Origin of the sequence: Litorisediminicola beolgyonensis (assembly GCF_042679605.1) — a bacterium.
Lineage (GTDB): Bacteria > Pseudomonadota > Alphaproteobacteria > Rhodobacterales > Rhodobacteraceae > Litorisediminicola > Litorisediminicola beolgyonensis.
The window spans coordinates 81415-103553 of record NZ_JBHTMU010000001.1; the positions used below are offsets into that span (position 1 = coordinate 81415).

The following is a 22139-nucleotide window of genomic DNA, read 5'->3' on the forward strand; positions in this document are numbered from 1 at the left end:
TTCATCAATCTCCTTGTCGGGTTATTTGAGGCCGGTTTGCCCGGCTCTTCGGGATCAGTTTCCGTAGACCTGGCTGGGCAGCCAGAGCGCGATCTGGGGAAAGATCATCACCAGCGCCAGCGCCAGGATCATCACTCCGACGAAGGGGATGATCGAACGGTAGATGTCGCGGATGGTGATCTCGGGCGGGGCCATCGCCCGCATCAGAAATAGGTTATAGCCGAAGGGCGGCGTCATGTAGGCGATCTGGCAGGTGATGGTGTAGAGCACACCGTACCACACCAGATCGAAGCCGAGCGCACCGACGAGCGGGACGTAGAGCGGCGCGACGATCACCAGCATGGCCGTATCGTCGAGAAAGGTGCCCATCAACAGGAATGACAGCTGCATCAGGATCAGAATGATCCAGGGGTTCAGGCCCCATTTCTCGGTGAAGAGATCCTCGATCGCCTTGACCGCGCCCAGTCCGTCGAACACCGCCCCGAAGGCCAGCGCGGCCAGGATGATCCACATGAACATGCAGGTGATGGCGAGGGTCTGGCGGACGCTCGTCTCGAACACCGTCCAGGTCATCCGGCGCTTCAGCACCGCGGCGACGAAGGCCGCGATGGCGCCGATGGCCGAGCTTTCGACGAGGCTCGTCCAGCCGTTCACGAAGGGCACCATCATCACCGCGAAGATCACCACCGGCAGAAGGCCCGCGCGCAGGAGGCGGAGCTTCTCGGCCCAGGTGATCTCGGCCCGTTCCTCTTCCGAGAGGGTGGGTCCGAGCGAGGGCGTGATCTTGCAGCGGATCACGATGTAGAGGACGAAAAGCGCCGCCATCATCAGGCCCGGGAGGGCGCCCGCCAGCCAGAGCTGGCCCACCGGCTGGCGCGCGATCATCGCGTAAAGGACCAGCACGACCGAGGGCGGCACGAGGATCCCGAGCGAGCTTCCTGCCTGGATTACCCCGGTGACCATGAGCTTGTCGTAATTGCGTTTCAGAAGCTCCGGCAGCGCGATGGTCGCGCCGATGGCCATGCCCGCGACCGAGAGGCCATTCATCGCCGAGATCAGCACCATCAGCCCGATGGTCCCGATGGCGAGACCGCCCGAAAGCCCGCCCATCCAGACATGGAACATGCGGTAGAGATCGTCGGCGATCTTCGATTCCGACAGCACGTAGCCCATGAAGATGAACATCGGCAGGGTCAGGAGCGGATACCACCGCATAACCTTGATCGCGGCGGAAAACCCGATGTCGTAGCCGCCGCGGTCGCCCCAGAGCAGGATCGCCGCCATCACCGCGACGAAGCCGATCGCGCCGAAGACGCGCTGACCGGTGAAGAGCATCACCATCATCGTCGAGAACATGAGAAGGGCGATCAGCTCATAGGGCATCGCCTTGCTCCTCGTTCTGATGGCGCACGGGCGTGCCGGTGCGGATGAAGAGGATGTCCTTGAAGAGCTCCGAGATCGCCTGCAGCAACATCAGGAAGATACCCGCGCACATGATCGTCTTGATCGGCCAGAGATAGGGTCTCCAGGCGGACGGGCTCCGCTCGCCGCCATACTGGAAGCTGTAGATCGTGCTGTCGATCCCGCCCCAGAGGAGGACGCCCAGATAGGCGATCAGGAAGAGGACGGTGAAGCTGTCTGTCCAGGCCTTCTTGCGCGGCGTAAGCTCGCCATAGAGGAGGTCCATGCGGACATTGGCGCCCATCTGCATCGCGAACGGCCCACCAAGGATGTAGTAGCCGACCATGACGAACTGCGCCATTTCCAGCGTCCAGAGCGTCGGCGTGAAGAAGGTCTTGTTGATCGACGAGATCAGCAGGATGCCCATCAGCACGAAAATCCCGAACATGATCACCCGGCCGAGCCCGTAGTTGAACGCGTCCACCCAGCGGACGTATTTGCGCATCGCGGTGTCAAGCATCGTGGCGCGTCCGCTCAGGCGTGACCGCGAGCACGGTCGCGAGCGCGCGGGCGAGATGCTCGGCCACGCGCCGGACCCCGGCCTCGTCGGCGATCAGGTCGTTGCGGATCTCGATCATCGCGTTGCTCCGTCCCGCGCGCGTTCCGTGCCGTTCGAGCGTGTGCGTCACGCCATCGGCCGCGGAATAAGGCGCGTTCAGTTCCGAGAGGAACCCGCCTTCGACCTTGGAAGCGGTCAGAAGCGCCTGGGCGAGCCTGTCATCCGCGTCGTGCAGAAAGCCCAACTCGGTCGCGCGGCGCGCGCCGTCGAAGACGGGCGTGAAGCTGTGGATGGTGATGAGCGGCGTGTCCCCGCGCGCGGCGAGAACGCGCTCGGCTTCGGTGTGGAACGGGTGGTAGAGCGCGTCTATCCGCGCGGTGCGGGCGGCGTCGGCCAGATCGGCATTGCCGGGAATGGCGACCCGCTCGGATTTCGCGGGGATGGCGCTCGCCGCTTCGGGCGGGCGGTTGAGATCGTAGACCAGCCGCGAGAACCGCGCGGCGAGGAGCGGGGCGCGGAAGGCTTCGGCCAGGGCTGCCGCGACCTTCCGCGCTCCGGGATCCCAGGCGGCGTGGCTCAGGCGGTCTTCCGGCAGCAGGCCGAGATCGCCGAGAGCCGCCGGGATCCGCGCGCTCGCATGTTCGCAGATCAGGACCAGAGGCGCGTCCGGAGCGCCGTCTTCAAGCTCGAAGGCCGGGCCGTCTGCGGGAGAAAGAATCTGTTCCGGTTCTGCGTTCATGGGGCGAGCAGACGACAGCGGTCGCCGCGCTGTCAACATGTTTCTGTAGACAGAAGAACAAACTCGCGTAGTCTGTAATGAAGTGAACAAAGGCTGATCGCAGACGCGAGAGGAGAGCGGCGATGACCTCGGGCCCGGCGCTGGTGAAAGACCTTCTGCACGCGGCGACCGACCGGCTGACCGGTGCCGAGCGACAGGTGGCCGACGCGCTCTTGCGTGACTACCCGATGGCCGGGCTCGAGAGCGTGACGCGGCTGGCCGAACAGGCCGCGGTCTCGGGTCCGACCGTGCTGCGGCTGGCGCGCAAACTGGGCTTCGACGGCTTTCCCGAACTGCAGGCCGCGCTCCGCGCCGAGATGGCGGATCAGATCAAGAAGCCGTCGCTGAAACGCGATGCGCGCTCGGGCGCGGAGGCGGGGCATGTGCTGCACCGTTTCGCGGATGCCGTCGCGGCGAATATCGCGGGAACGCTGGAGCGGCTCGATCTCGACCGGTTCGACGCCATCGCCGAGATGCTGGGCGACGACACGCGGCCGGTCTTCATCGCGGGCGGCCGGATTACCCGGGCGAACGCCACCTATTTCCAGAACCACCTGCAGATCATCCGCCCCGGCGTGGTCGAGCTGAGCGCGTCGCCCTCGGTCTGGCCGCAATACATCCTCGATATGGGGCCGGGCACGGTGCTCGTCCTCTTCGATATCCGCCGCTACGAGAAGGACCTCCAGAAGCTCGCGCAGCTCGCGGTCGAGCGCGGCGCCGAGGTGGTGCTCTTCACCGACCAATGGGGCTCGCCCATTGCGTCGATTGCCGCGCAGGTCGTCAATGCGCGGGTCGAGGCGCCCTCGAACTGGGATTCGACGCTGGCGGTCATGCTGGTGATCGAGGCGCTCATCGCCGCGGTCCAGGCCCGCCGCTGGGACGAGAGCCGCGAGCGGATCGAGGCGCTCGAGGGAATGTTCTCGACCACCCGGGTCTTCCGGAGCTTTTCCTGACGGACGGCGCGTTCAGCGGCGCAGCATCGCCTTGATCGCCTGTGCGTGGGCCGGGACGGCGGCGATGGTGTCGGCCGCAAGCGTCCGCGCTTCCGGCAGCAGGTTTGCGGGCTCGACGATGCGGTCGATCAGGCCCCAGGTCCGGGCCTCGTCGGCGGGGATCTTCTGACCGGCCATCAGGATCATCTTCGCGCGCGCCGGACCGACCAGCGCCGAGAGGCGCGGCGGATCCGAGGGCTGGGGCAGGAAACCCAGCTTCATCACCGGGTAGAAAAGCTTGGCGCCAGGCACCGCAAGGCGCAGGTCGCAGGCGAGGATCATCCCCATCGCGCCGCCCGCGACGGTGCCGTTGAGCGCGGCGATGGAGATGCCCGGAAACCCGGCGATGGCCCCCGACAGCCGCTCCCAGAGCGGCGAGAGCGCAAGCCCCGCCCGCGCCGCTTCGAGGTCGGCACCGGCGGAAAACACCGATCCCGCGCCGGTCAGGAGAAGCGCGGGCATCGCGCCGCCGCTCTCAACCGCCTCGCAAAGCTGCGCCAGCATGTCCTCGGTCAGGGAATTGGCCTTGTCCTGCCGGTCAATGGTGATCTGCCGCAGCCCGTCCTCGTCGGAAACCCGGATCATGCCAGGCCCAGCTCGGACCGGATGCCCTCGTCGCGCAGCGAGACCTCGTCGCCCTTGAAGCGGTCGGCCTCGGGGCCGCACATCCAGACCAGGGCGCGCGCAACCCATTCGGGCGGTATGTGATCGGACCAGTCGAGCTGGCTGATGCGGTTGACGCCGGAGGCCTTGATCTCCTTCTGCATCTGCGTCGCGACCGTTCCGGGCGACAGCGACAGCGCGCGGATGCCTTTCTCGCCGTATTCGCGATGCGCCATCCGGGTCAGCATCCACGCTCCGGCCTTCGAGGCACAGTAATGCGACCAGCCCTCGTTCGGGCCATGCGCCGCGCCCGATCCGATGGTCAGGATCGTGCCGTGGCCCTGGCCGAGCATGACCGGCAGCACCGCGCGGATGCCGTGAAAGACGCCCTTGAGGTTGATGTCGATCACCTGGCCCCAGGCCTCGGGGTCGGCCTCGGCCATGAAGGCGACGGGCTCGATCACCCCGGCATTGTTCACGAGGACGTCGATGGCCCCGCCAAAGGCTTCCTGAGTGCGGGCGACGGCCTGCTGCACCTCCCAGTAGCGGGAGACGTCGCAGGGAATGGCGATGGCGCGCTCGCCGATCTCGCCCGCGAGGGTGGCGATGGCGTCGGCGCCGCGGGCGGTGAGCGCGACATTGGCACCGGCCTCGGCAAAGGCGCGGGCCGCGGCCTCGCCGATGCCGCGGCTCGCGCCGGTGATCAGAACGGTCTTTCCGGACAGGGACATAGCGCAGCCTTTCCGTGTTAAGCGGTCGCGTTCGTGTTACCGGGGCCTCCGCCGTCGGTCCAGCCCCTTGACCCCGGACCGGCAAGACACGACTCTGTCGGCGACGGGACACCCTATTTCCATGGAAGGATTGTTTGCATGGGCATTTCACTCTCCGCGCGCCGCGTTCTGGCGCTGACCGCTCCGGCTGCGCTCCTGGCTCTCAGCGGTCCGGCCGCCGCCCTGACCGCAAACGAGGCCTGGAGCGATCTTCAAACCTATCTCCAGAGCTTCGGCTATTCGGTGGACGCGCAGGTGTCGGAAGAGAGCGGATCGGTCGTGGTCACCGATCTGGTGGCCAGCCAGAACATCGACGAAGGCAGCTTCGCGATGGAGATGCCCGGACCCGTCATGACCTTTACCGAACAGGGCGACGGGACGGTGGCGATGGTCATTCCCGAAAGCCAGGACATCAACGTCACGGCGGTGCCGGACGAGGGCGACACGATGAACATCGCGCTCAACCTGGCGACCTCGGCCTTCTCGACAGTGATCTCCGGCGAGCCGGGCGACGTCACCTGGACCTATGACGGCGACAGCATGCGCGTGTCGCTTCTGAGCGTCGAGGGCGCGCCGGACGATGCGGGCGCCGAGGACATGACCTTCTCGGCGACGCTCGAGGATATCGAGGGCACCAGCCGGATGCAGGGCGGCGATCTGCGGCAGATGATGCAGGAGCTGACCGCCGCACGGCTGACCTACGAGCTTCAGGGCACCGATGACGAGACCGAGGAAGAGGTGGCCTTCGCCGGGACCGCGACGGGCTTCCGCATGACCTCGGATACCGCGCTGCCCGCCGATGTCGATCCCGAGGACATGCAGGCGATGATCGAGGCCGGGTTCGCGGTGTCAGCGACCATCGCATCGGATGCGAGCGCCGGGACCTTCTCGGTCAACGGGCCGGAGGGCAACGGATCGGGCGAGACCACCAGCGGGCCGGGTCGGCTGAGCTTCCAGCTCGACGGCACGACGCTTCTCTACGAGGTCGCGAGCGAGGATATCGCGGTGGCCTTCACCGCGCCGGATTTCCCGTTCCCGATCAATTTCGCGGGCTCGGAGATGTCGACCAAGTTCCGCATTCCCGTCGCCGTCTCCGAGGAGATGCAGCCGGTCGAGATGTCTCTGGTTCTGGCCGATCTGACCGTGTCCGACATGCTCTGGTCGATATTCGATCCCGAGGCGGTGCTGCCGCGCGATCCTGCAACGCTCGCGATCCATCTGGCGGGCGAGGTCAAGCCCAAGGGCAGCTTCTTCAACCCCGAGGACATGTCCGAGATGGCCGAAAGCGACGAGGTTCCCGCCGAGCTTGGCGAGATGCGCCTCGAGGTGCTGACGCTCAAGGCCGCCGGGGCCGAGCTGAACGGCGTGGGCGCGTTCACCTTCGACAACAGCGATCTGGAGACCTTCGACGGCATGCCGCGCCCCGAGGGTGAGATCCGCCTGAGCCTCACCGGGGCCAACGCGCTGATCGACAAGCTCGTGTCGCTGGGCTTCGTCGGCGCACAAGAGGCGATGGGCGCGCGGATGATGATGTCGATGTTCGCGGTTCCGGGCGAGGGCGAGGACAGCCTCACCTCGACGATCGAGGTCAATGAGGACGGCCAGGTTCTGGCCAACGGTCAGCGCATCCGCTGACCGGGTGTGTCCGGCCTCTGTCGGATCCGCTGCGCCTAGCGCATCAGGTCCGGCAGGTCGCCGGTCAGGCCCGCGGCCTCGCGGATGAAACTGCGCCGGAGCGGGGCCGTGCGGTTGACGAGGCTCATGCCGAGATCGCGCAGACCCCGGAGCGCGACGCTCTCGTTCGAGAAGAGCCTGTTGAAGAGGTCGGTCGCGATGGCAAGGCTCGCAGTGTCGAACCGCCGCCAGCGCGCATAACGCTCCAAGACCGGCTCAGAGGCGATGTCCTCGCCCCGGCGCTGGGCATGGGACAGGACATGCGCGAGCGCGGCCACGTCGCGCAGCCCCGCGTTCAGCCCCTGGCCCGCGAGCGGGTGCACCGCGTGCGCGGCATCGCCCACGAGCGCCAGTCTCGGAGCGGTCAGCGCGGTCGCAAGCGTCATCTCCAGCGGATAGGCAAAGCGCTTGCCCGCGAGCGAGATCTCCCCGAGGAAATCGCCGAAGCGCGGCTTCAGCACCTGCAGATACCCGGTCTCGGGCAGGGCGTTGATCTCTTCGGCCAAGCCCTTGCGCTCGGACCAGACGATCGACGAGCGATTGCCCGGAAGCGGCAGGATCGCGAGCGGACCCGAGGGCAGGAAGAGCTGATGCGCGAGCCCGTCATGCGGCTGCTCATGCGCGATGGCGCAGACGAGCGCGGTCTGCTTGTAGCGCCAACCCGTCCGCGAGAGCCCGGCACGCTGGGCGGTGTCGGAATTCCGGCCATCCGCGCCGATCACCAGCCGCGCCGTCAGCGTCTCGCCGTCGCCAAGCGTCAACCGGTGGCCGCGCGGCGTCAGGTCCTGCGCCACCACCTTGGCGGGCGCGCGATGCGTGATCCCGCGGGTCTCGGCCAGAGCCGACAGCAGCGCGTGCCGCAGAAATCGGTCCTCGAGCATCGCGCCCATCGGGCCTTCCTCGAGCTCGGAGGAGGAGAAGCTGAGGCCCAGGAACACCCGCGCATCGCCCGCGCGCCCATCGGTGACGCGGATGCCCGCCATCTCCTGCGACTTGGGGGCGAGCTCGGACCAGAGGCCGAGATTGCGCAGAAGGCGGATCGACGCCAGGGCCAGCGCGTAGGAGCGGCCGTCGAACTCGGGATCGTCGCGCGTCTCGGGCGGCAGCGCGTCGATCACGGTGACATCGAGCCCGGTCCGGGCAAGGGCGAGGGCGAGGGTGGCGCCGTTCAGGCCGCCACCGACGATGGCAATATCTGTGTCTGAGGACATGGCGCGCAATATGAGCGGATTGGCGGCGTTGTCCATGGGACGCCGCGTCGCTAGCGTCGCGTCAGGATCACGAGAACGAAAGGGTGCGAGATGGCGGATTGGACGGAACGGCCCGCAACCGAGATCGGTCAGGCCATCGAGAGGGGCGAGGTCGATCCCGTCGCGCTCTGCGAGGACTTCCTTGCCAAGATCGACGCCCACGAGATGGGCACCCGCATCTATGCCCGCCTGACGCCCGACCGCGCCCGCGCCGAGGCCGCAGCGGCCAGCGACCGCGCGGCACGGGGCGCGCGGCTCTCGCCGCTCGACGGGGTGCCGGTCAGTTGGAAGGATCTCTTCGACAGCGCGGGCGTCGCGACCGAGTCGGGCTCGAAGCTTCTCGAGGGCCGCGTGCCGGAGCGCGATGCCGAGGTGCTGAAGGTCGCGACCGCGATGGGGCTCGTCTGCCTCGGCAAGACGCATATGTCCGAACTGGCCTTCTCGGGGCTGGGCCTGAACCCGGTGACGGGAACGCCGCCCTGCGTGAACGATCCCGACGCGGTTCCGGGCGGCTCGTCTTCGGGCGCGGCGGCGTCGGTGGCTTTTGGTCTCGCGGCGGCGGCCGTCGGCTCTGACACCGGCGGCTCGGTCCGGGTACCCTCGGCCTGGAACGACCTTGTGGGGCTGAAGACCACGGCGGGGCGCGTCTCCTGCGCGGGTGCGGTGCCCTTGGCCGAGAAATTCGACACGGTCGGACCGCTCTGCCGGACCGTCGCCGATTGCGCCGCGATGCTGGCCGCGCTGGAGGGCACGCGCGCTCTGGACTTGCGCGGAGCGGGCGACCTCAAGGGCCGCCGCTACGGCGTTCTGAAAACCATCGTGCTCGATGATCTGCGCGACGCGCCGGCCAAGGGCTACGAGGACGCCCTGTCGCGGCTCGAGGCCGCCGGTGCCGAGCTGATCGAGTTCGAGTTCCCCGAGATCGCCGGTCCGATGGGCGATGCGGGGGTGCTCTATACCGCCGAGGCCTGGGGCATCTGGGGCGAGACCATCGCGGCGCGCGGAAAGGTGATGTTCGACCGCATCCGCGAGCGCTTCGAGGGCGGCAAGGCCTTCACCGGCGCCGACTACGTCGCGGCCTGGCGGCGGCTCCAGGCCGTGCGGCGCGCTTGGGCGGCGCGGGTCGCGGAGTTCGACGCGGTGCTCTGCCCGACGGTTCCCAACCTGCCGCCCAAGGTCGAGCGGCTGATGACCGAGGATGACTACTACGTCACCGAGAATCTCCTGACCCTGCGCAACACGCGGGTCGGCAACCTCATGGGCCTGTCTGTCGTGACCTTGCCGACCGGCGTGCCGTCCTGCGGCATCTCGCTGATGGGGCGCGCGATGGGCGAGGAGCCGCTCCTGCGCCTCGCGGTCGCGGCCGAGCGGGCGCTCGCGGGGTAGGGGCGCGGCCTCGACCGGCGGGCGTCCTCGCGGTATTCCTGCCACAGGCGCCCGAAGGCAAAGGCTTTTTCTGGACGCTGGGCCCGGGGTTCCGTATCCTGCGGCCAATGACGTGGGGAGCGATCAGCCCCGCGCACGCCCGAGGCAGAATTGAGCGACCTGATGTTTCCCGAGCGATTCTCGGATCTTCCGCCCTATGCGTTCCCGCGTCTGCGGGCGCTTCTCGACGCGCATGCGCCGGGCGGCCCTGTCATTCACATGACCATCGGCGAGCCCCGCCATCCCATGCCCGAAATGGTGGCCGAGGTCCTGGCCGCGCATGCCCACGAGTTCGCCAAATACCCGCCGAACGAGGGCACGCCCGAGCTCCGCGAAGCCATCGCGGGCTGGATCGCGCGCCGCTATCGCGTGACGGTCGATCCCGAGACGCAAATCATGGCGCTGAACGGCACCCGCGAAGGGTTGTTCAACGCCGCGGTCGCCCTCTGCCCCGAGACCCGGGGCGGAAAGCGGCCCGTGGTGCTGACGCCGAACCCCTTCTACCAGGTCTACGCCGTGGCCGCCCTGGCGGTCGCCGCCGAGCCGGTCTTCGTCGCGGCCACTCCGGAAAACGGGCACTTGCCGGATTACACCGCGCTGCCCGGGGAATTTCTGGACCGGACGGCGCTGGCCTATATCTGCTCGCCCGCCAATCCGCAGGGCGCGGTCGCCTCGCGCGACTACTGGAAGACGCTGATCGCCCTGGCCGAGCGGCACGATTTCCGCATCCTCGCCGACGAGTGCTATTCCGAGATCTACCGCGACACGCCGCCCCCGGGCGCGCTGGAGGTCGCCCGAGAGATGGGCGCCGATCCCGAACGGGTGGTGATCTTCCACTCGCTCTCCAAGCGGTCGAACCTGCCGGGGCTCCGGTCGGGCTTTGTCGCCGGAGGCCCCGAGAGCCTCGCGCGGCTGCGCCAGCTCCGCGCCTATGCCGGGGCGCCGCTGCCCCTGCCGCTCCAGCGCGTTGCCGAGGCCGTCTGGTCCGATGAGGCCCATGTCGAGGCGAACCGCGCGCTCTACCGCGAGAAATACGAGATCGCCGACCGGATCCTCGGTGGCGTGCCGGGCTACGCGCCGCCCGAAGCGGGGTTCTTCCTCTGGCTGCCTGTCGAGGATGGCGAGGCGGCGGCGCTGAAACTCTGGACCGAGACCGGCGTGCGGGTGCTTCCGGGCGCCTACCTGTCGCGGGACGTGAACGGGGACAATCCCGGCAAGGGATATATTCGCGTCGCCATGGTGGCGCCGAAGGACGAGATGGCAGAGGGGCTCAAACGGCTCCGCGACTGTCTGTACGGGTAACGACTTAAAACAAGACCGATAACGAGGCGGAACATGGCATATCAGGCACGGGGGCGGGATCCTCTCTTCGACAGCGACATGCAGGCGGCGCTGGAGCGACGCGGGCGCGAGCTCGGGGGGCTGGTCCTGGTCGTGCTGGGCGCCATGTGCGCGGCGATGATCGCGAGCTATACGCCCGAGGATCCGAGCTGGATCTCGGCCACGGACGCCCCGGTGCAGAACTGGATGGGCCGCGCGGGCGCGGCGCTGGCGGCGCCGCTCTACATGATCATCGGCAAAGGCGCCTGGGCGATCGCTCTGGTCGCCGTGGCCTGGGGTCTGCGGCTGATGGTGCATCGCGGCTCGGATCGCGCGGTGACGCGGGTGGTCTTCGCGCCGATCTGGGTGGCGGTGGTGTCGGTCTATGCCGCCGGTCAGGCGACGGCCCCGGGCTGGACCCACAGCTTCGGCATGGGCGGTCTCTTCGGCGACATGATGATGGGCTCGGTCCTGACCTTCCTGCCGTTTTCCGCCGGTGTCGCCTTGAAACTGGCCACGGTCGCGCTGGGTGTCGGGGTGCTTGCGCTAGGCGCCTATGTGCTGGGCTTCACCAAGGCCGAGCTGCGCCAGACGGCGCAGTTCCTGCTGGTCGGCGTGATCATGGTCTATGCCACGCTGATGTCGGCGCTGGGCAAGGGCGCCTCGGGCGCGGTGCGCAGCGCCCAGGCGATGCGGGCGGCCCGTGCCGAGAGCGGTGACGAGGTCGTCTACGCGTCACCTCGGGCCGAACCCCGCGTGCGCCGCGCCGAGGCCTCGGTCATCGACGAGGACGAGGAGGACGCGCCCGCCGCTCCGGCCAAGGGCGGATTGCTGGCCCGGATGCCTGCCCTGATGCGCCGTGGCGATGCCGCCAGCGCGGCACCCGCCGAGGCGGGAGCGGGCGAGGACCGGGTGCAGGCCAAGATCGCGGATGCGGTGCGCGCGAAGCTGCGCCAGACGCCGCAGCACCGGATCGCCGAGGAAGCGCCTCTGACCAAGGGTCGCGGCCGCCGTCCCGATCCGCTGATCGTCAAGACGCTGGCTCCGGCGGCCCTGCCGCCCGAACCGCCGCTGCGCGCGTCGGACAAGCCGGTGGTCGCCGGTCCTCAGGTCCAGCCCGCGATCGCGCGTGGCCGCTCGGCGATCCCGCCCGCGCCCGAGACCGTTCTGGACATCGAGGACGACGAGGATGACGCCGTCGAGATGTTCGAGCCCGAGCTCGACGATCCGATGGCCGCCTTCGAGGCCGAGGAAGAGGGCCGCGGCACGCCCGCCGTGCCGCCGGTGGCCGCGCCTTCAGCGTCGCCCTCGACCGCGCCCCAAAAGCGGGTCGTGCAGACCGGCATGCGCAAGCAGCTCACGCCGTCCAAGCGGGCGCAGGAAGAGGCGCAGCCGCGTCTCAAGTTCGAGGAAAACGAGGTCGATTACGAGCTGCCGCCGCTTTCGCTCCTGATGAACCCCGAGCGGATCGAGCGCCATCACCTCTCCGACGAGGCGCTCGAAGAGAACGCCCGCATGCTCGAATCCGTGCTCGACGATTACGGCGTGAAGGGCGAGATCGTCTCGGTCCGTCCCGGCCCCGTCGTCACCATGTACGAGCTGGAACCCGCGCCCGGCCTCAAGGCCTCCCGCGTGATCGGTCTCGCCGACGATATCGCGCGCTCGATGTCGGCGCTCTCGGCGCGTGTCTCGACGGTTCCGGGACGCTCTGTGATCGGTATCGAGCTTCCGAACGACAATCGCGAGATGGTCGGCTTCCGCGAGATCCTCTCGAGCCGCGACTATGGCGACGGCAATGCCAAGCTGCCCCTGGCGCTCGGCAAGGATATCGGCGGCGACCCGATGGTCGCGAACCTCGCCAAGATGCCGCACCTCCTGATCGCGGGCACGACCGGCTCGGGCAAGTCGGTGGCGATCAACACGATGATCCTGTCGCTTCTCTACAAGCTGACGCCCGCAGATCTGCGGCTGGTGATGATCGATCCCAAGATGCTCGAACTCAGCGTCTATGACGGCATCCCGCATCTCCTGTCGCCGGTGGTGACCGATCCAAAGAAGGCCGTCGTGGCGCTGAAATGGGTGGTGGGCGAGATGGAGGATCGCTACCGCAAGATGTCCAAGATGGGTGTGCGCAACATCGACGGCTACAATGGCCGGGTCGAGGATGCGCAGAAGAAGGGCGAGATGTTCTCGCGCACGGTGCAGACCGGCTTCGACGACGAGACCGGCGAGCCGATCTTCGAGACCGAAGAATTCGAGCCGAAGAAGATGCCCTATATCGTCGTGATCGTCGACGAGATGGCCGACCTGATGATGGTCGCGGGCAAGGAGATCGAGGCCTGCATCCAGCGTCTGGCGCAGATGGCGCGCGCCTCGGGCATCCACCTGATCATGGCCACGCAGCGCCCGTCGGTCGACGTGATCACCGGCACAATCAAGGCCAACTTCCCGACGCGGATCTCCTTCCAGGTGACGTCGAAGATCGACAGCCGCACGATCTTGGGCGAGATGGGGGCGGAGCAGCTTCTGGGCATGGGAGACATGCTCTACATGGCGGGCGGGGCCAAGATCACCCGCTGCCATGGTCCGTTCGTGTCCGACGAGGAGGTCGAGGAGGTGGTCAACCATCTCAAGGCCTTCGGCCCGCCCGACTATGTCGGTGGCGTCGTCGAGGGGCCGGACGAGGACAAGGCCGACGGGATCGACGCGGTTCTGGGGCTCAACACCGGCGGCAATACCGACGGCGAGGATGCGCTCTACGACCAGGCGGTGCAGATCGTGATCAAGGACCGCAAATGCTCGACCTCCTACATCCAGCGCAAGCTGGCCATCGGCTACAACAAGGCTGCACGGCTGGTGGAGCAGATGGAGGACCAGGGCGTGGTCTCGGCCGCGAACCATGTCGGCAAGCGCGAGATCCTGGTGCCCGAGGCGTCCTGATACGCGCGTCGGGCCGCGCCGGGGGCGAAATCCGAAAGACCGGATTTCGCGCGTTTTCCGGTTCGGAAAACGCCCGCGCACCGGCCCGACGGAACCGCCTCCGGCGCCCGGCGTTGGCGCTTCATGGATGCACAGACCCTCTCGGATACCGCCAGTGAGCTTGCCAATCCCGGCGGGACCGATGTCGCCGACCTGATCGACCGGCTTTGCGAAAAGTCGGAAGAGGGTGACAGCGACAGCGTCTCGATGGCGGATCTGCTCGACGCCATCGGGGCGCGCAGCTACGGGCCGTTGCTCCTAGCCATCGCGCTGATCGTGATCAGTCCGGTCGGCGCGATTCCCACCGTCCCAAGCCTCGCCGCCGTCGCCATCGCGCTCGTCGCGCTCCAGCTTCTCATCGGACGCAAGCATGTCTGGCTGCCACAGGTCCTGCGGCGCCGGGAGGTGTCCGGGGACCGTCTCAGGACCGGCATCGAGAAGATGCGGCCGGTCGCGGATGTCATGGATCGTTGGTTCGGAAAGCGCCTCTCGCGCCTGACCGGAGAGCCGGTCCGTCGTGTGGCGGCCCTTTTCATCCTCGCGCTCTGCGCGCTTGTCGTCCCGCTCGAGCTCGTGCCCTTCGGCGCCGTGATCCCGATGGGGGCGATCCTTCTTTTCGGCCTCGCCATCACCGCGCGGGACGGCATCCTGATGGTCCTGGCCTTTCTCGCCTCGGGTGCCGCGCTCGCGGGCGGATGGATGCTGGTGCACTCCTCCTGATGCCCGTGCCCACCGCATATCCCGGCCGCGCTATCGCATATCCCGGCCCGAAGCCCCATCTCTTGATCCGAACCAAACGTCGTCCCAATTCCAAAGGACTTTCGATGCGACTTGCCTCCGTTCTCACCGCCGCCCTGGTCACCCTGGCGACCGCCCTCCCTGCGGCTGCCGAGAAACTCTCACTCGGGCAGATCTCCTCTTACCTGAACGCGATGAAGACCGCTCAGGGGAGCTTCACCCAGATCAACGATGACGGCACGATCTCGACCGGAACGCTCTCGATCAGCCGTCCCGGAAAGATGCGCTTCGACTACAATCCGCCGGAGAAGCAGCTGGTGATGGCGGGGAGCGGAACGGTGGTCGTGCTCGACCGCAAGATGGGCGCCACGCCAGAGACCTACCCGCTGAACCAGACGCCGCTGTCGATCATCCTCGCGCCCAATGTCGATCTGACGCGTGCGGGCATGGTCACCGGTCACAGCTTCGATGGCACCGCGACCGTGGTCACGGCTCAGGATCCGAGCCATCCCGAATACGGCAACATCCAGATGAAGTTCACCGGCAACCCCGTCGAGCTGCGCCAGTGGATCGTGAACGATTCCAATGGCGCGACCACGACGGTGGTCTTGGGCGGGCTCCAGAAGAAGTCGCTGGGCTCCAGCCTCTTCGACATCCGCTCCGAGATCGCCAAGGTCAAACGCAACTGACCTAGGGTCAGCGAGCCAGGCTCAGCGCGCGTAGCGACAGTTCGCGAGCTGGGCCTGGTACATCTGCGACCGCGCCTGCACCTTGTCGGCGACCCGCATCAGCCAGCTCTTGGCATAGTAGCTGCCGCTCCGATAGCCGCCCCGGCCCTCGTGATAGGCCAGATACTGGTTGCGGGCGTCCCAGAGCGGAATGCCGAGCTGGTCGCGGGTCTGGCGCATGTACCAGCCCATGAAATCGGTGGCGTGGCGGATGTCGTCGCGCTTGGTGCGCCGTCCGCCGTGCTGCTCTTGGTATTCTTCCCAGGTGCCGTCGAGGGCCTGGGAATAGCCGAAGGCCGAGCTCATCCGCCCGGTCGGGATCACCCCCAGCGCGTAGGTGAAGGGCGTGCGCGCATCGCCGACGAACTTGCTCTCCTGGTGGATCGTGGCCATCTGCACATGGACGGGCACGCCCCATTTGCGCTCGGCATCCTTGAAGGCGCGGTAATATTGCGGGCGCTCTCGGACGAGTTCGCAGGCGTTGTCCAGGTTCTGGGGCGCGGTCTTGGAACCGCCGCCGCCACAGGACGCCGCCAGAAGCACGATCACCAGCGCGCGAAGGGTTCTGCTCATGGGCCTCTCGCTCGGGTTTTTTTGTCGGGTCGTCTTTTTCAGAAAAGACTAGCTCAACTGCGCGGCGAGGGGAAATCACAAACGCGGTTTCGCGCCCATGTCGGCGGTCCGGCGTATTGGCAGCGGGGCCGATTGTAATACCTTGGTTCACAGTGAGTTTCCGGCAGAATCATGGCCGAATGTTGGACAAACGGCCATTGAAGTGCCACAGTTTCGCCATTAGGAGCGAAGACCATGCATACTCAGCGCGCGAAATATCACCTCGGTCAGGTCGTTCGGCACCGGAAACATCCGTTCCGGGGCGTCGTGTTCGACGTGGATCCGGAGTTCGCAAATACCGAGGAATGGTATACCGCCATCCCCGAGGATAGCCGTCCGTCCAAGGAGCAGCCGTTCTACCACCTGCTCGCGGAGAACGACCAGAGCTTCTACGTCGCGTACGTTTCGGAACAAAATCTTGTGGCCGACTATTCCGGCCAGCCGGTCGAGCACCCCGATATCGCGGACCTTTTCGGCAATTTCACCGACGGATCCTACGAGCTGCATTTCCAGATGAACTGACCCCGAAAGGGTCGGATCCGCGATGCAGGAAGGGGCGCCCCGGCGGGCGCCCTCAGTCGTTCAGGAGCGCGATGAAGCGGTCGATCTCGGCCTCGGGCAGCGACCAGTCGCAGACGAATCGCGCGGTGATCGGCGCGTCGTCCGGGCCCTCGAGCGTCCCGTCCCAGAGATAATACCGCGCGCCCGCCTCCTGAAGGCGGCGGTGCGTTCCGCGGGGCAGGCGGGCAAAGAGGATGTTCGCCTGCGGAGTGCCCAGGATATCGGCAACCGTTTCGAGGCCTGCCTGGAGACGCGCACGGCGGGCATTGGCGCGCTGCGCCAGGTCGCGCCAGAGATCGCCGTCGATCAGGGCTTCAATCTGCGCGGCGAGATAGCGGTGCTTCGAGAAGAGGTGCCCGCCGCGCTTGCGCCGAAGCTCGAACTCCCAGGACTTGGCGGGATCGAAGAAGATCACCGCCTCGACCCCCATCAGCCCGCATTTGGTGCCGCCGAAGACCGCGACATCGACGCCGGATTTCCAGGTCATCTCGGCCGGCGTGCAGCCGAGCGCGGCGCAGGCATTGGCAAAGCGCGCGCCATCAAGCTGCACCGGCAGACCGTAGCGATGCGCGACTGCGCTGAGCGCGGCGATCTGGGCCAGACTGTAGACCGAGCCTTTCTCGGTCGCCTGCGTGATCGAGACCGGGCCGCGCTGCGGGCCATGGACGCCGCGCACCTCCTCGGACAGGATCGCTTCCTCCAGCGCCTCGGGAGACATGAGGTCGCCGCCCGGCACCAGCGTCAGCTTCGCGCCGCCGGTATAGAATTCCGGCGCGTTGCACTCGTCCTCGTGGATGTGGGCGACAGGGGTGCAGAACACCGTCTGGAACGGCTGGCAGAGCGTCGCTAGCGCCAGGCTGTTGGCGGCGGTGCCGGTGGCGACCAGGTGAACCGCGGCCTCGGGCGCTTCGAAGAGGGTGCGGATCTTCTGGGTTACGCGCAGGGTGATATCGTCGGCACCATAGGCCGAGGCGTAGCCCTCGTTGGCGCGGGCCAGCGCGTCGAGCACCTGGGGCGGCACCGGGCCGCCATTGTCGGAGGCGAAGAACATCAGGTGGGCTCCTCGATGATGTGGTCTTCCCAATCGTCCTCGTCGATCTCGAACTCGGGGACGGTGCGGTTGCGCATCGATACGCCCGCCTCGTGCACGCTCTCGGGCGTGCCGGAGATCAGCGGGTGCCAGTCGAAGAGCGGTTTGCGCTCCCAGAGCAGCTTGTAGGCGCAGGTCTCGGGCAGCCAGTAGGCGTGATCGGCGATGCTGTCGGGGGTGAGCCGGATGCATTCCGGCACGAACTGGTGACGGATCGGATACTGCGCGCAGCGGCAGGTGCTGTCGTCGAAGAGACGGCAGGCGACGCGGGTGAGCGCGACCTCGCCGGTCTCCTCGTCCTCGAGCTTATTGAGGCAGCACTTGCCGCAGCCGTCGCAGAGCGCCTCCCATTCGGCGTCCGAGAGCGCGTCGAGGCGCTTGCGTTCCCAGAAGCGCGGAGCGAGCCCCTTGCGGGAGATTGGATCGCTCATGCCGCGGCGAGAATCGCGCGGGCCTCTGCGCAATCGCTGTCCATCTGCGCGATGAGCGCGTCGACCCCGTCGAAGCGCTCTTCGGGGCGAAGGAATTCGACCAACGCGACCGACAGATGCGCGCCGTAGAGATCGCCGGAGAAATCGAAGAGGTAGGTTTCGAGATTTGCGACGTTCTCGCCGAACATCGGGCGGACGCCGATCGAGGCCGCACCGTGATAGCGGCCCGCATGGGGGCCGTCCTTGACCTCGGCCAGGACCGCGTAGACGCCGAAGCGCGGCGGGTGCAGCCCGGCGATCGACATGTTGGCGGTCGGAAATCCCAGCGTGCGCCCGCGCTTTTCGCCATGCAGCACCGGCCCCTCGATCCGGTGCCAATGTCCCAAAAGCGCCGCCGCATCGCGCGGACGGCCTTCGCTGAGCGCGGTCCTGATCGCGGTCGAGGACACCCGTGTGCCGCCGGTCTCGAAAATCTCGGCCGCGGTGACGCCGAAGCCAAGCTCGGCACCCAGACGCGCCAGATCGTCGAAGGTCCCGGCACGGCCCTTGCCGAAGCAGAAATCTTCGCCCGTCACGACATGCGACAGACCGAGCGCGTCGCGCACGATCTCTTCCGCGAAAGCCCGCGGGCTGAGCCCGGCAAGCGCGGCGTTGAAGGGCAGCTCGAAGAGAATGTCGATGCCGAGCTTTTCCAGCCGCGAGGCGCGCGCCTCCGGGCCGGTCAGCCGGAAGGGCGGGGCGTCGGGCGCGAAGAAGCTGCGCGGATGCGGCTCGAAGGTCAGGACGGCGAGCTTGGCCTCGGGGGCGGCCCGGCGCGCGGTGTCGATCACCGCCTGGTGCCCGAGATGCACGCCGTCGAAATTGCCAATCGCGGCGCTGGCACCACGGGCCTCGTCGGGGATCGTGCTCGGATCGCGGTAGATCAACATGGGGCAGAGGGGTAGCTTCGCCCCGGGCGGGCCGCAAGAGGCCGCGGACCTGTCTCTGCGCCTGTGGCGGGCAGGAATGCGACAATGCGGGGCAGAAGTTCCGCCTGACGGTGGCGGCAGCCCGACCGACATGCCACCAATTCCCGTGACCCACGGCCCCGGGACGCGACATCATGAAAATTCTCTGCATTCATCAAAACTTCCCCGGTCAGTACAAGCATCTCGCACCGGCGCTCGCGCAGGCGGGCCATGAGGTGGTCGCCCTGACGCCCAAGGTCGACACGCCGCAAAGCTGGCAGGGCGTGCGGGTGCTGCCCTACAAGATCGAGGGCCGCTCGACGCCCGACATCCATCCGTGGCTGATCGATTTCGAGACCAAGCTTCTGCGCGGCACCAGCTGCCATCGCGCGGCGCGGGAGCTCGATGCCAGGGGCTTTACGCCGGACATCATCCTCGCCCATCACGGCTGGGGTGAGAGCCTCTTTCTCAAGGATATCTGGCCGAACGCGCGGATGGGGCTTTACTGCGAGCTCTACCACCTGACATCCGAGCCGTTCGTGGCCTTCGACAAGGAGTTTCGTGCCCCCCAGCCCGAGCTGGACCGGCTGCGTATCCGTCTGAAAAACCTCAACAACCGCCTGCACGAAGAGGTCATGGACGCAGGTCTGTCGCCGACCCGCTTCCAGGCCGACACTTTCCCCGAGCACTGGCGCGACCGGATCACCGTCAGTCACGATGGCATCGACACCGATCTCGTGAAGCCCGACCCCGATGCGCGGCTCGAGGTCACGGATGGCCGCAGCCTGACCCGCGACGACGAGGTCGTGACCTTCATCAACCGCAATCTCGAGCCCTATCGCGGCTATCACGTCTTCATGCGCGCGTTGCCCGACATCCTCCGGCGCAGGCCCGAGGCGCAGATCGTCCTGCTGGGAGGGGATGAAACCAGCTACGGCGCGCGCCCGCCCAAGGGACAGACCTGGAAGCAGATCTTCATCGACGAGGTGCGCGACCGGATCTCCGATGCGGATTGGGCGCGGGTGCATTTCCTCGGGCGCGTGCCCTATCCGCGGTTCCTGTCGCTCATGCAGGTCAGCCGGGTGCATGTCTACCTGACCTATCCCTTCGTGCTGAGCTGGTCGCTTCTCGAGGCGATGAGCGCGGAATGCGCGATCCTCGCCTCGGACACCGCGCCGGTGCGGGAGGCGCTGACCGAGGGCGAGACCGGCTGGCTGGTGGATTTCTTCGACACCGAGGCACTTACGGCGCGGCTCGATGCGCTCCTCGACGATCCCGAGACCCGCGCGCGGCTGGGCAGGGCGGCGCGCGCGCATATTCTCGAGACCTACGATCTCAGGCGAATCTGCCTGCCGCGCCAGATGGAATGGGTCCAGACGCTCGGCGCCCTTGCGCCGCGCCAGCCAGCGGATTGAGGAATTGGAGCGGCGACGGCCTCAGTAGCGGCTGTCGCGCTGCCGCAACTGCCGCGCGCGCGTGAGGATCGCATCTTCGATTGCGCGATTGGTCTCGACGCTCGCGGGTCCGGAGCGGGTCATCACCGCGACGTTCAGCGAGCGGGCGTCGAGCGCAGGGTCCGAGACATAGACCGTCGCGCGATAGGCGCGACCGCCGCCCGGGGGCACGCCGTAGCCGAGCGAGATGACGCCCGTGAAGGGATCGACGGACTCGACGGGCAGGAAGCTCAGAGTCTCCAGCGCGGCGTTCCAGATGTAGCGATTCACCGCGCCGACCTGGCCCGCATCGCCGCGAGCACGGAAAATATCCCAGATCGTCGATTCCGGTGCGCCACGGTCTCCGTAGATCTCGCGGTCGAGCACCTCCCGGGCGGGACGCGTCTCGGCTGGTTGGCCTGAGCGGCTGCAACCGCCGAGGGTGACAGCGGTCGCGAGCATGACCCCGGCGATGACCATGGTCTTGTTCGATTTCGGATCGCGCATCCTGTCCCGCTCCGTCGGCATTCGTTCTGCTTTTGCTGCACTTTGCATAGCGGCAGCGGCGGCGTCGGACAAGCCGCGTTTCCCAAGCCAAATTACGCAAGGTTTCGATTTGCCCCCAGCGCTTAGCTTCGAGGGGTCGGGAGGCGCCGTAACCACCCCCAGAGCTTTGTGGCAAATAAGCGACATCGGGGTGAATGTTCCGCGCCGCCCAAGAGCAGCGGGTTGCATGGAGCGGGGCCTCGGGCGCATAGAGCCTTCATCAAGGCCGGGCATCCGGATTGGTACGTGCCTTACGAACACATGAGGGAAACAATGAAAAAGCTTCTTCTTGCATCGACCGCGCTCGTTGCAACTGCTGGCTTCGCATCGGCTGAGGTCACCACGACTGGTTGGGCCGAAATGGGCATCTTCGGCGGTTCGTCGGATCTCGGCGACACCGACACCCAGTTCTTCACCGACATCGAAGTCACCTTCACCATGACCGGTGAAACCGACACCGGCATCTCCTTCGGCGCAGCGCTCGACATGGAAGATGGCGTCGGCACCGGCGGTGGCGCAGTCAACAACAACGCAGACGACGGCGGCGCATCCATGTTCGTCTCCTTCGGCGGCGCAACCCTGACCATGGGCAACACCGACGGCGCGTATGACGCAGCTGTTCCGGAAATGGCTCTGGCAGGCGGCTCGATCGCTGACGACGAAACCGCACACGCTGGCTTCAACGACGGTTCCGCTCTGAGCGGCGAAGCAGTTGCTCTGCTTGGCGGCCTGGGTGTTGCTCTTCCCGCCTCCAGCCGTGTCGACGGTCGTGAAGACGGTCAGATCGCACGCTTCGACTACACCGTATCCTCCTTCGGCTTCCACCTGTCGGCTGAGCAGGACGGCGACGGCGCAGGCGATGAGCCCGTCATCGGCGTTGGCTTCACCTACGGCGGTGAGTTCGGCGGCGCGACCGTCAACGCAGGTATCGCTCACCAGAAGCAGGACGAGTGGAGCGTGACCGGCTTCGGCATCACCGGCACCATGGCTTCCGGCTTCTCGGCAGGCATCACCTACTCGCAGGTTGACTTCTCCGACGCAGATGACGACGAGATCGATCACGTCGGCATCGGCATCGGCTACGAGATGAACGCTCTGGCCATCGGCTTCAACTACGGCAAGTGGGACGCGGAAGGCGCTGAAGCGTCGGGCTACGGCCTCGCAGCTGCATACGATCTGGGCGGCGGTCTCGTCTTCCAGGCCGGCTACGGCAACTCGAACGCAGATGTGGACGGCGTTGGCGAAGCTGACTCGGACAGCTTCTCGATGGGTCTCCGCATGAACTTCTGATCCAACCGGATC

General features: G+C 67.0%; 21 protein-coding genes. 10 read left to right on the plus strand and 11 right to left on the minus strand.

The features are described 5' to 3' along the window. Positions 1-54 precede the first annotated feature (54 nt). From ACFQ4E_RS00375 to ACFQ4E_RS00385, 3 genes are read right to left on the minus strand one after another with little or no spacing between them, the layout of a single operon-like run. Positions 55-1383 (minus strand): TRAP transporter large permease, encoded by a 1329-nt coding sequence (locus tag ACFQ4E_RS00375; protein ID WP_386800931.1) that lies wholly within the window; start codon positions 1381-1383, stop codon positions 55-57. After that, the gene (locus ACFQ4E_RS00380) at positions 1373-1921 is read right to left on the minus strand and encodes a TRAP transporter small permease subunit (RefSeq protein WP_386800932.1); all 549 of its coding nucleotides are present in this window, start codon (positions 1919-1921) and stop codon (positions 1373-1375) included. Before ACFQ4E_RS00380 ends, ACFQ4E_RS00375 begins: the two co-directional genes overlap by 11 nt. After that, positions 1914-2699, minus strand: a complete 786-nt coding sequence (locus ACFQ4E_RS00385; protein WP_386800933.1) for an N-formylglutamate amidohydrolase — start codon at positions 2697-2699, stop codon at positions 1914-1916. Before ACFQ4E_RS00385 ends, ACFQ4E_RS00380 begins: the two co-directional genes overlap by 8 nt. A 122-nt stretch (positions 2700-2821) precedes the next feature. Here ACFQ4E_RS00385 and ACFQ4E_RS00390 point away from each other — a divergent pair, with 122 nt between their 5' ends. Beyond that, positions 2822-3691, plus strand: a complete 870-nt coding sequence (locus ACFQ4E_RS00390) for a MurR/RpiR family transcriptional regulator (RefSeq protein WP_386800934.1) — start codon at positions 2822-2824, stop codon at positions 3689-3691. Positions 3692-3703: 12 nt separating this feature from the next. Here ACFQ4E_RS00390 and ACFQ4E_RS00395 read toward each other — a convergent pair whose 3' ends face one another. Together ACFQ4E_RS00395 and ACFQ4E_RS00400 are read right to left on the minus strand one after the other, a co-directional pair. Further along, the gene (locus tag ACFQ4E_RS00395; protein WP_386800935.1) at positions 3704-4315 is read right to left on the minus strand and encodes an enoyl-CoA hydratase/isomerase family protein; all 612 of its coding nucleotides are present in this window, start codon (positions 4313-4315) and stop codon (positions 3704-3706) included. After that, a complete protein-coding gene (locus ACFQ4E_RS00400) occupies positions 4312-5064 on the minus strand; it encodes an SDR family oxidoreductase (RefSeq protein WP_386800936.1) in 753 nt (250 codons plus the stop codon). Before ACFQ4E_RS00400 ends, ACFQ4E_RS00395 begins: the two co-directional genes overlap by 4 nt. A 138-nt stretch (positions 5065-5202) precedes the next feature. Here ACFQ4E_RS00400 and ACFQ4E_RS00405 point away from each other — a divergent pair, with 138 nt between their 5' ends. Beyond that, on the plus strand, positions 5203-6738 hold the full coding sequence (locus ACFQ4E_RS00405; protein ID WP_386800937.1) for a DUF2125 domain-containing protein: 1536 nt from the start codon (positions 5203-5205) through the stop codon (positions 6736-6738). Positions 6739-6773: 35 nt separating this feature from the next. Here the strand turns inward: ACFQ4E_RS00405 and ACFQ4E_RS00410 are convergent, their stop codons facing one another. Next, positions 6774-7988 (minus strand): UbiH/UbiF/VisC/COQ6 family ubiquinone biosynthesis hydroxylase, encoded by a 1215-nt coding sequence (locus ACFQ4E_RS00410; protein ID WP_386800938.1) that lies wholly within the window; start codon positions 7986-7988, stop codon positions 6774-6776. A 90-nt stretch (positions 7989-8078) separates the two neighbouring features. Between ACFQ4E_RS00410 and ACFQ4E_RS00415 the strand changes: the two genes are divergently transcribed. The 5 genes from ACFQ4E_RS00415 to ACFQ4E_RS00435 all read left to right on the plus strand — a co-directional run bounded on the left by ACFQ4E_RS00415 (position 8079) and on the right by ACFQ4E_RS00435 (position 15178). Then, positions 8079-9413 (plus strand): amidase, encoded by a 1335-nt coding sequence (locus tag ACFQ4E_RS00415; RefSeq protein ID WP_386800939.1) that lies wholly within the window; start codon positions 8079-8081, stop codon positions 9411-9413. 162 nt (positions 9414-9575) lie between these two features. Further along, complete coding sequence (locus ACFQ4E_RS00420; protein ID WP_386801157.1) at positions 9576-10754, plus strand: aminotransferase class I/II-fold pyridoxal phosphate-dependent enzyme; 1179 nt, start codon at positions 9576-9578, stop codon at positions 10752-10754. A gap of 33 nt (positions 10755-10787) precedes the next feature. After that, on the plus strand, positions 10788-13712 hold the full coding sequence (locus tag ACFQ4E_RS00425) for a DNA translocase FtsK (RefSeq protein WP_386800940.1): 2925 nt from the start codon (positions 10788-10790) through the stop codon (positions 13710-13712). Between the two features lie 123 nt (positions 13713-13835). Continuing rightward, complete coding sequence (locus tag ACFQ4E_RS00430) at positions 13836-14471, plus strand: exopolysaccharide biosynthesis protein (protein ID WP_386800941.1); 636 nt, start codon at positions 13836-13838, stop codon at positions 14469-14471. 104 nt (positions 14472-14575) lie between these two features. Then, positions 14576-15178: a LolA family protein gene (locus tag ACFQ4E_RS00435; protein WP_386800942.1), complete on the plus strand. Its 603-nt coding sequence runs from the start codon at positions 14576-14578 to the stop codon at positions 15176-15178. Positions 15179-15199: 21 nt separating this feature from the next. Here the strand turns inward: ACFQ4E_RS00435 and ACFQ4E_RS00440 are convergent, their stop codons facing one another. Then, positions 15200-15790 carry a transglycosylase SLT domain-containing protein gene (locus tag ACFQ4E_RS00440; RefSeq protein ID WP_386800943.1) on the minus strand — a complete coding sequence of 197 codons (591 nt, stop codon included), beginning with the start codon at positions 15788-15790 and terminating at the stop codon, positions 15200-15202. Between the two features lie 234 nt (positions 15791-16024). Between ACFQ4E_RS00440 and hspQ the strand changes: the two genes are divergently transcribed. Then, positions 16025-16351 carry a heat shock protein HspQ gene (hspQ, locus tag ACFQ4E_RS00445; RefSeq protein ID WP_386800944.1) on the plus strand — a complete coding sequence of 109 codons (327 nt, stop codon included), beginning with the start codon at positions 16025-16027 and terminating at the stop codon, positions 16349-16351. A 52-nt stretch (positions 16352-16403) separates the two neighbouring features. On the opposite strand, the gene ACFQ4E_RS00450 is transcribed toward hspQ, so the two are convergent. The 3 genes from ACFQ4E_RS00450 to ACFQ4E_RS00460 are packed head-to-tail and all read right to left on the minus strand — an operon-like array spanning position 16404 to position 18840. Continuing rightward, positions 16404-17441 (minus strand): threonine aldolase family protein, encoded by a 1038-nt coding sequence (locus ACFQ4E_RS00450; RefSeq protein ID WP_386800945.1) that lies wholly within the window; start codon positions 17439-17441, stop codon positions 16404-16406. Beyond that, the gene (locus ACFQ4E_RS00455) at positions 17441-17911 is read right to left on the minus strand and encodes a YcgN family cysteine cluster protein (RefSeq protein ID WP_386800946.1); all 471 of its coding nucleotides are present in this window, start codon (positions 17909-17911) and stop codon (positions 17441-17443) included. The genes ACFQ4E_RS00450 and ACFQ4E_RS00455 overlap by 1 nt, the downstream gene beginning before the upstream one ends. Beyond that, positions 17908-18840: a bifunctional riboflavin kinase/FAD synthetase gene (locus ACFQ4E_RS00460; RefSeq protein ID WP_386800947.1), complete on the minus strand. Its 933-nt coding sequence runs from the start codon at positions 18838-18840 to the stop codon at positions 17908-17910. Before ACFQ4E_RS00460 ends, ACFQ4E_RS00455 begins: the two co-directional genes overlap by 4 nt. A 173-nt stretch (positions 18841-19013) precedes the next feature. Here ACFQ4E_RS00460 and ACFQ4E_RS00465 point away from each other — a divergent pair, with 173 nt between their 5' ends. After that, complete coding sequence (locus tag ACFQ4E_RS00465) at positions 19014-20273, plus strand: glycosyltransferase (protein ID WP_386800948.1); 1260 nt, start codon at positions 19014-19016, stop codon at positions 20271-20273. Positions 20274-20294: 21 nt separating this feature from the next. Here ACFQ4E_RS00465 and ACFQ4E_RS00470 read toward each other — a convergent pair whose 3' ends face one another. Further along, positions 20295-20798, minus strand: a complete 504-nt coding sequence (locus ACFQ4E_RS00470; RefSeq protein WP_386801158.1) for a DUF3576 domain-containing protein — start codon at positions 20796-20798, stop codon at positions 20295-20297. Between the two features lie 312 nt (positions 20799-21110). Here ACFQ4E_RS00470 and ACFQ4E_RS00475 point away from each other — a divergent pair, with 312 nt between their 5' ends. Next, positions 21111-22127, plus strand: coding sequence for a porin (locus tag ACFQ4E_RS00475; protein WP_386800949.1), 1017 nt, complete (start codon positions 21111-21113; stop codon positions 22125-22127). Positions 22128-22139 lie beyond the last annotated feature (12 nt).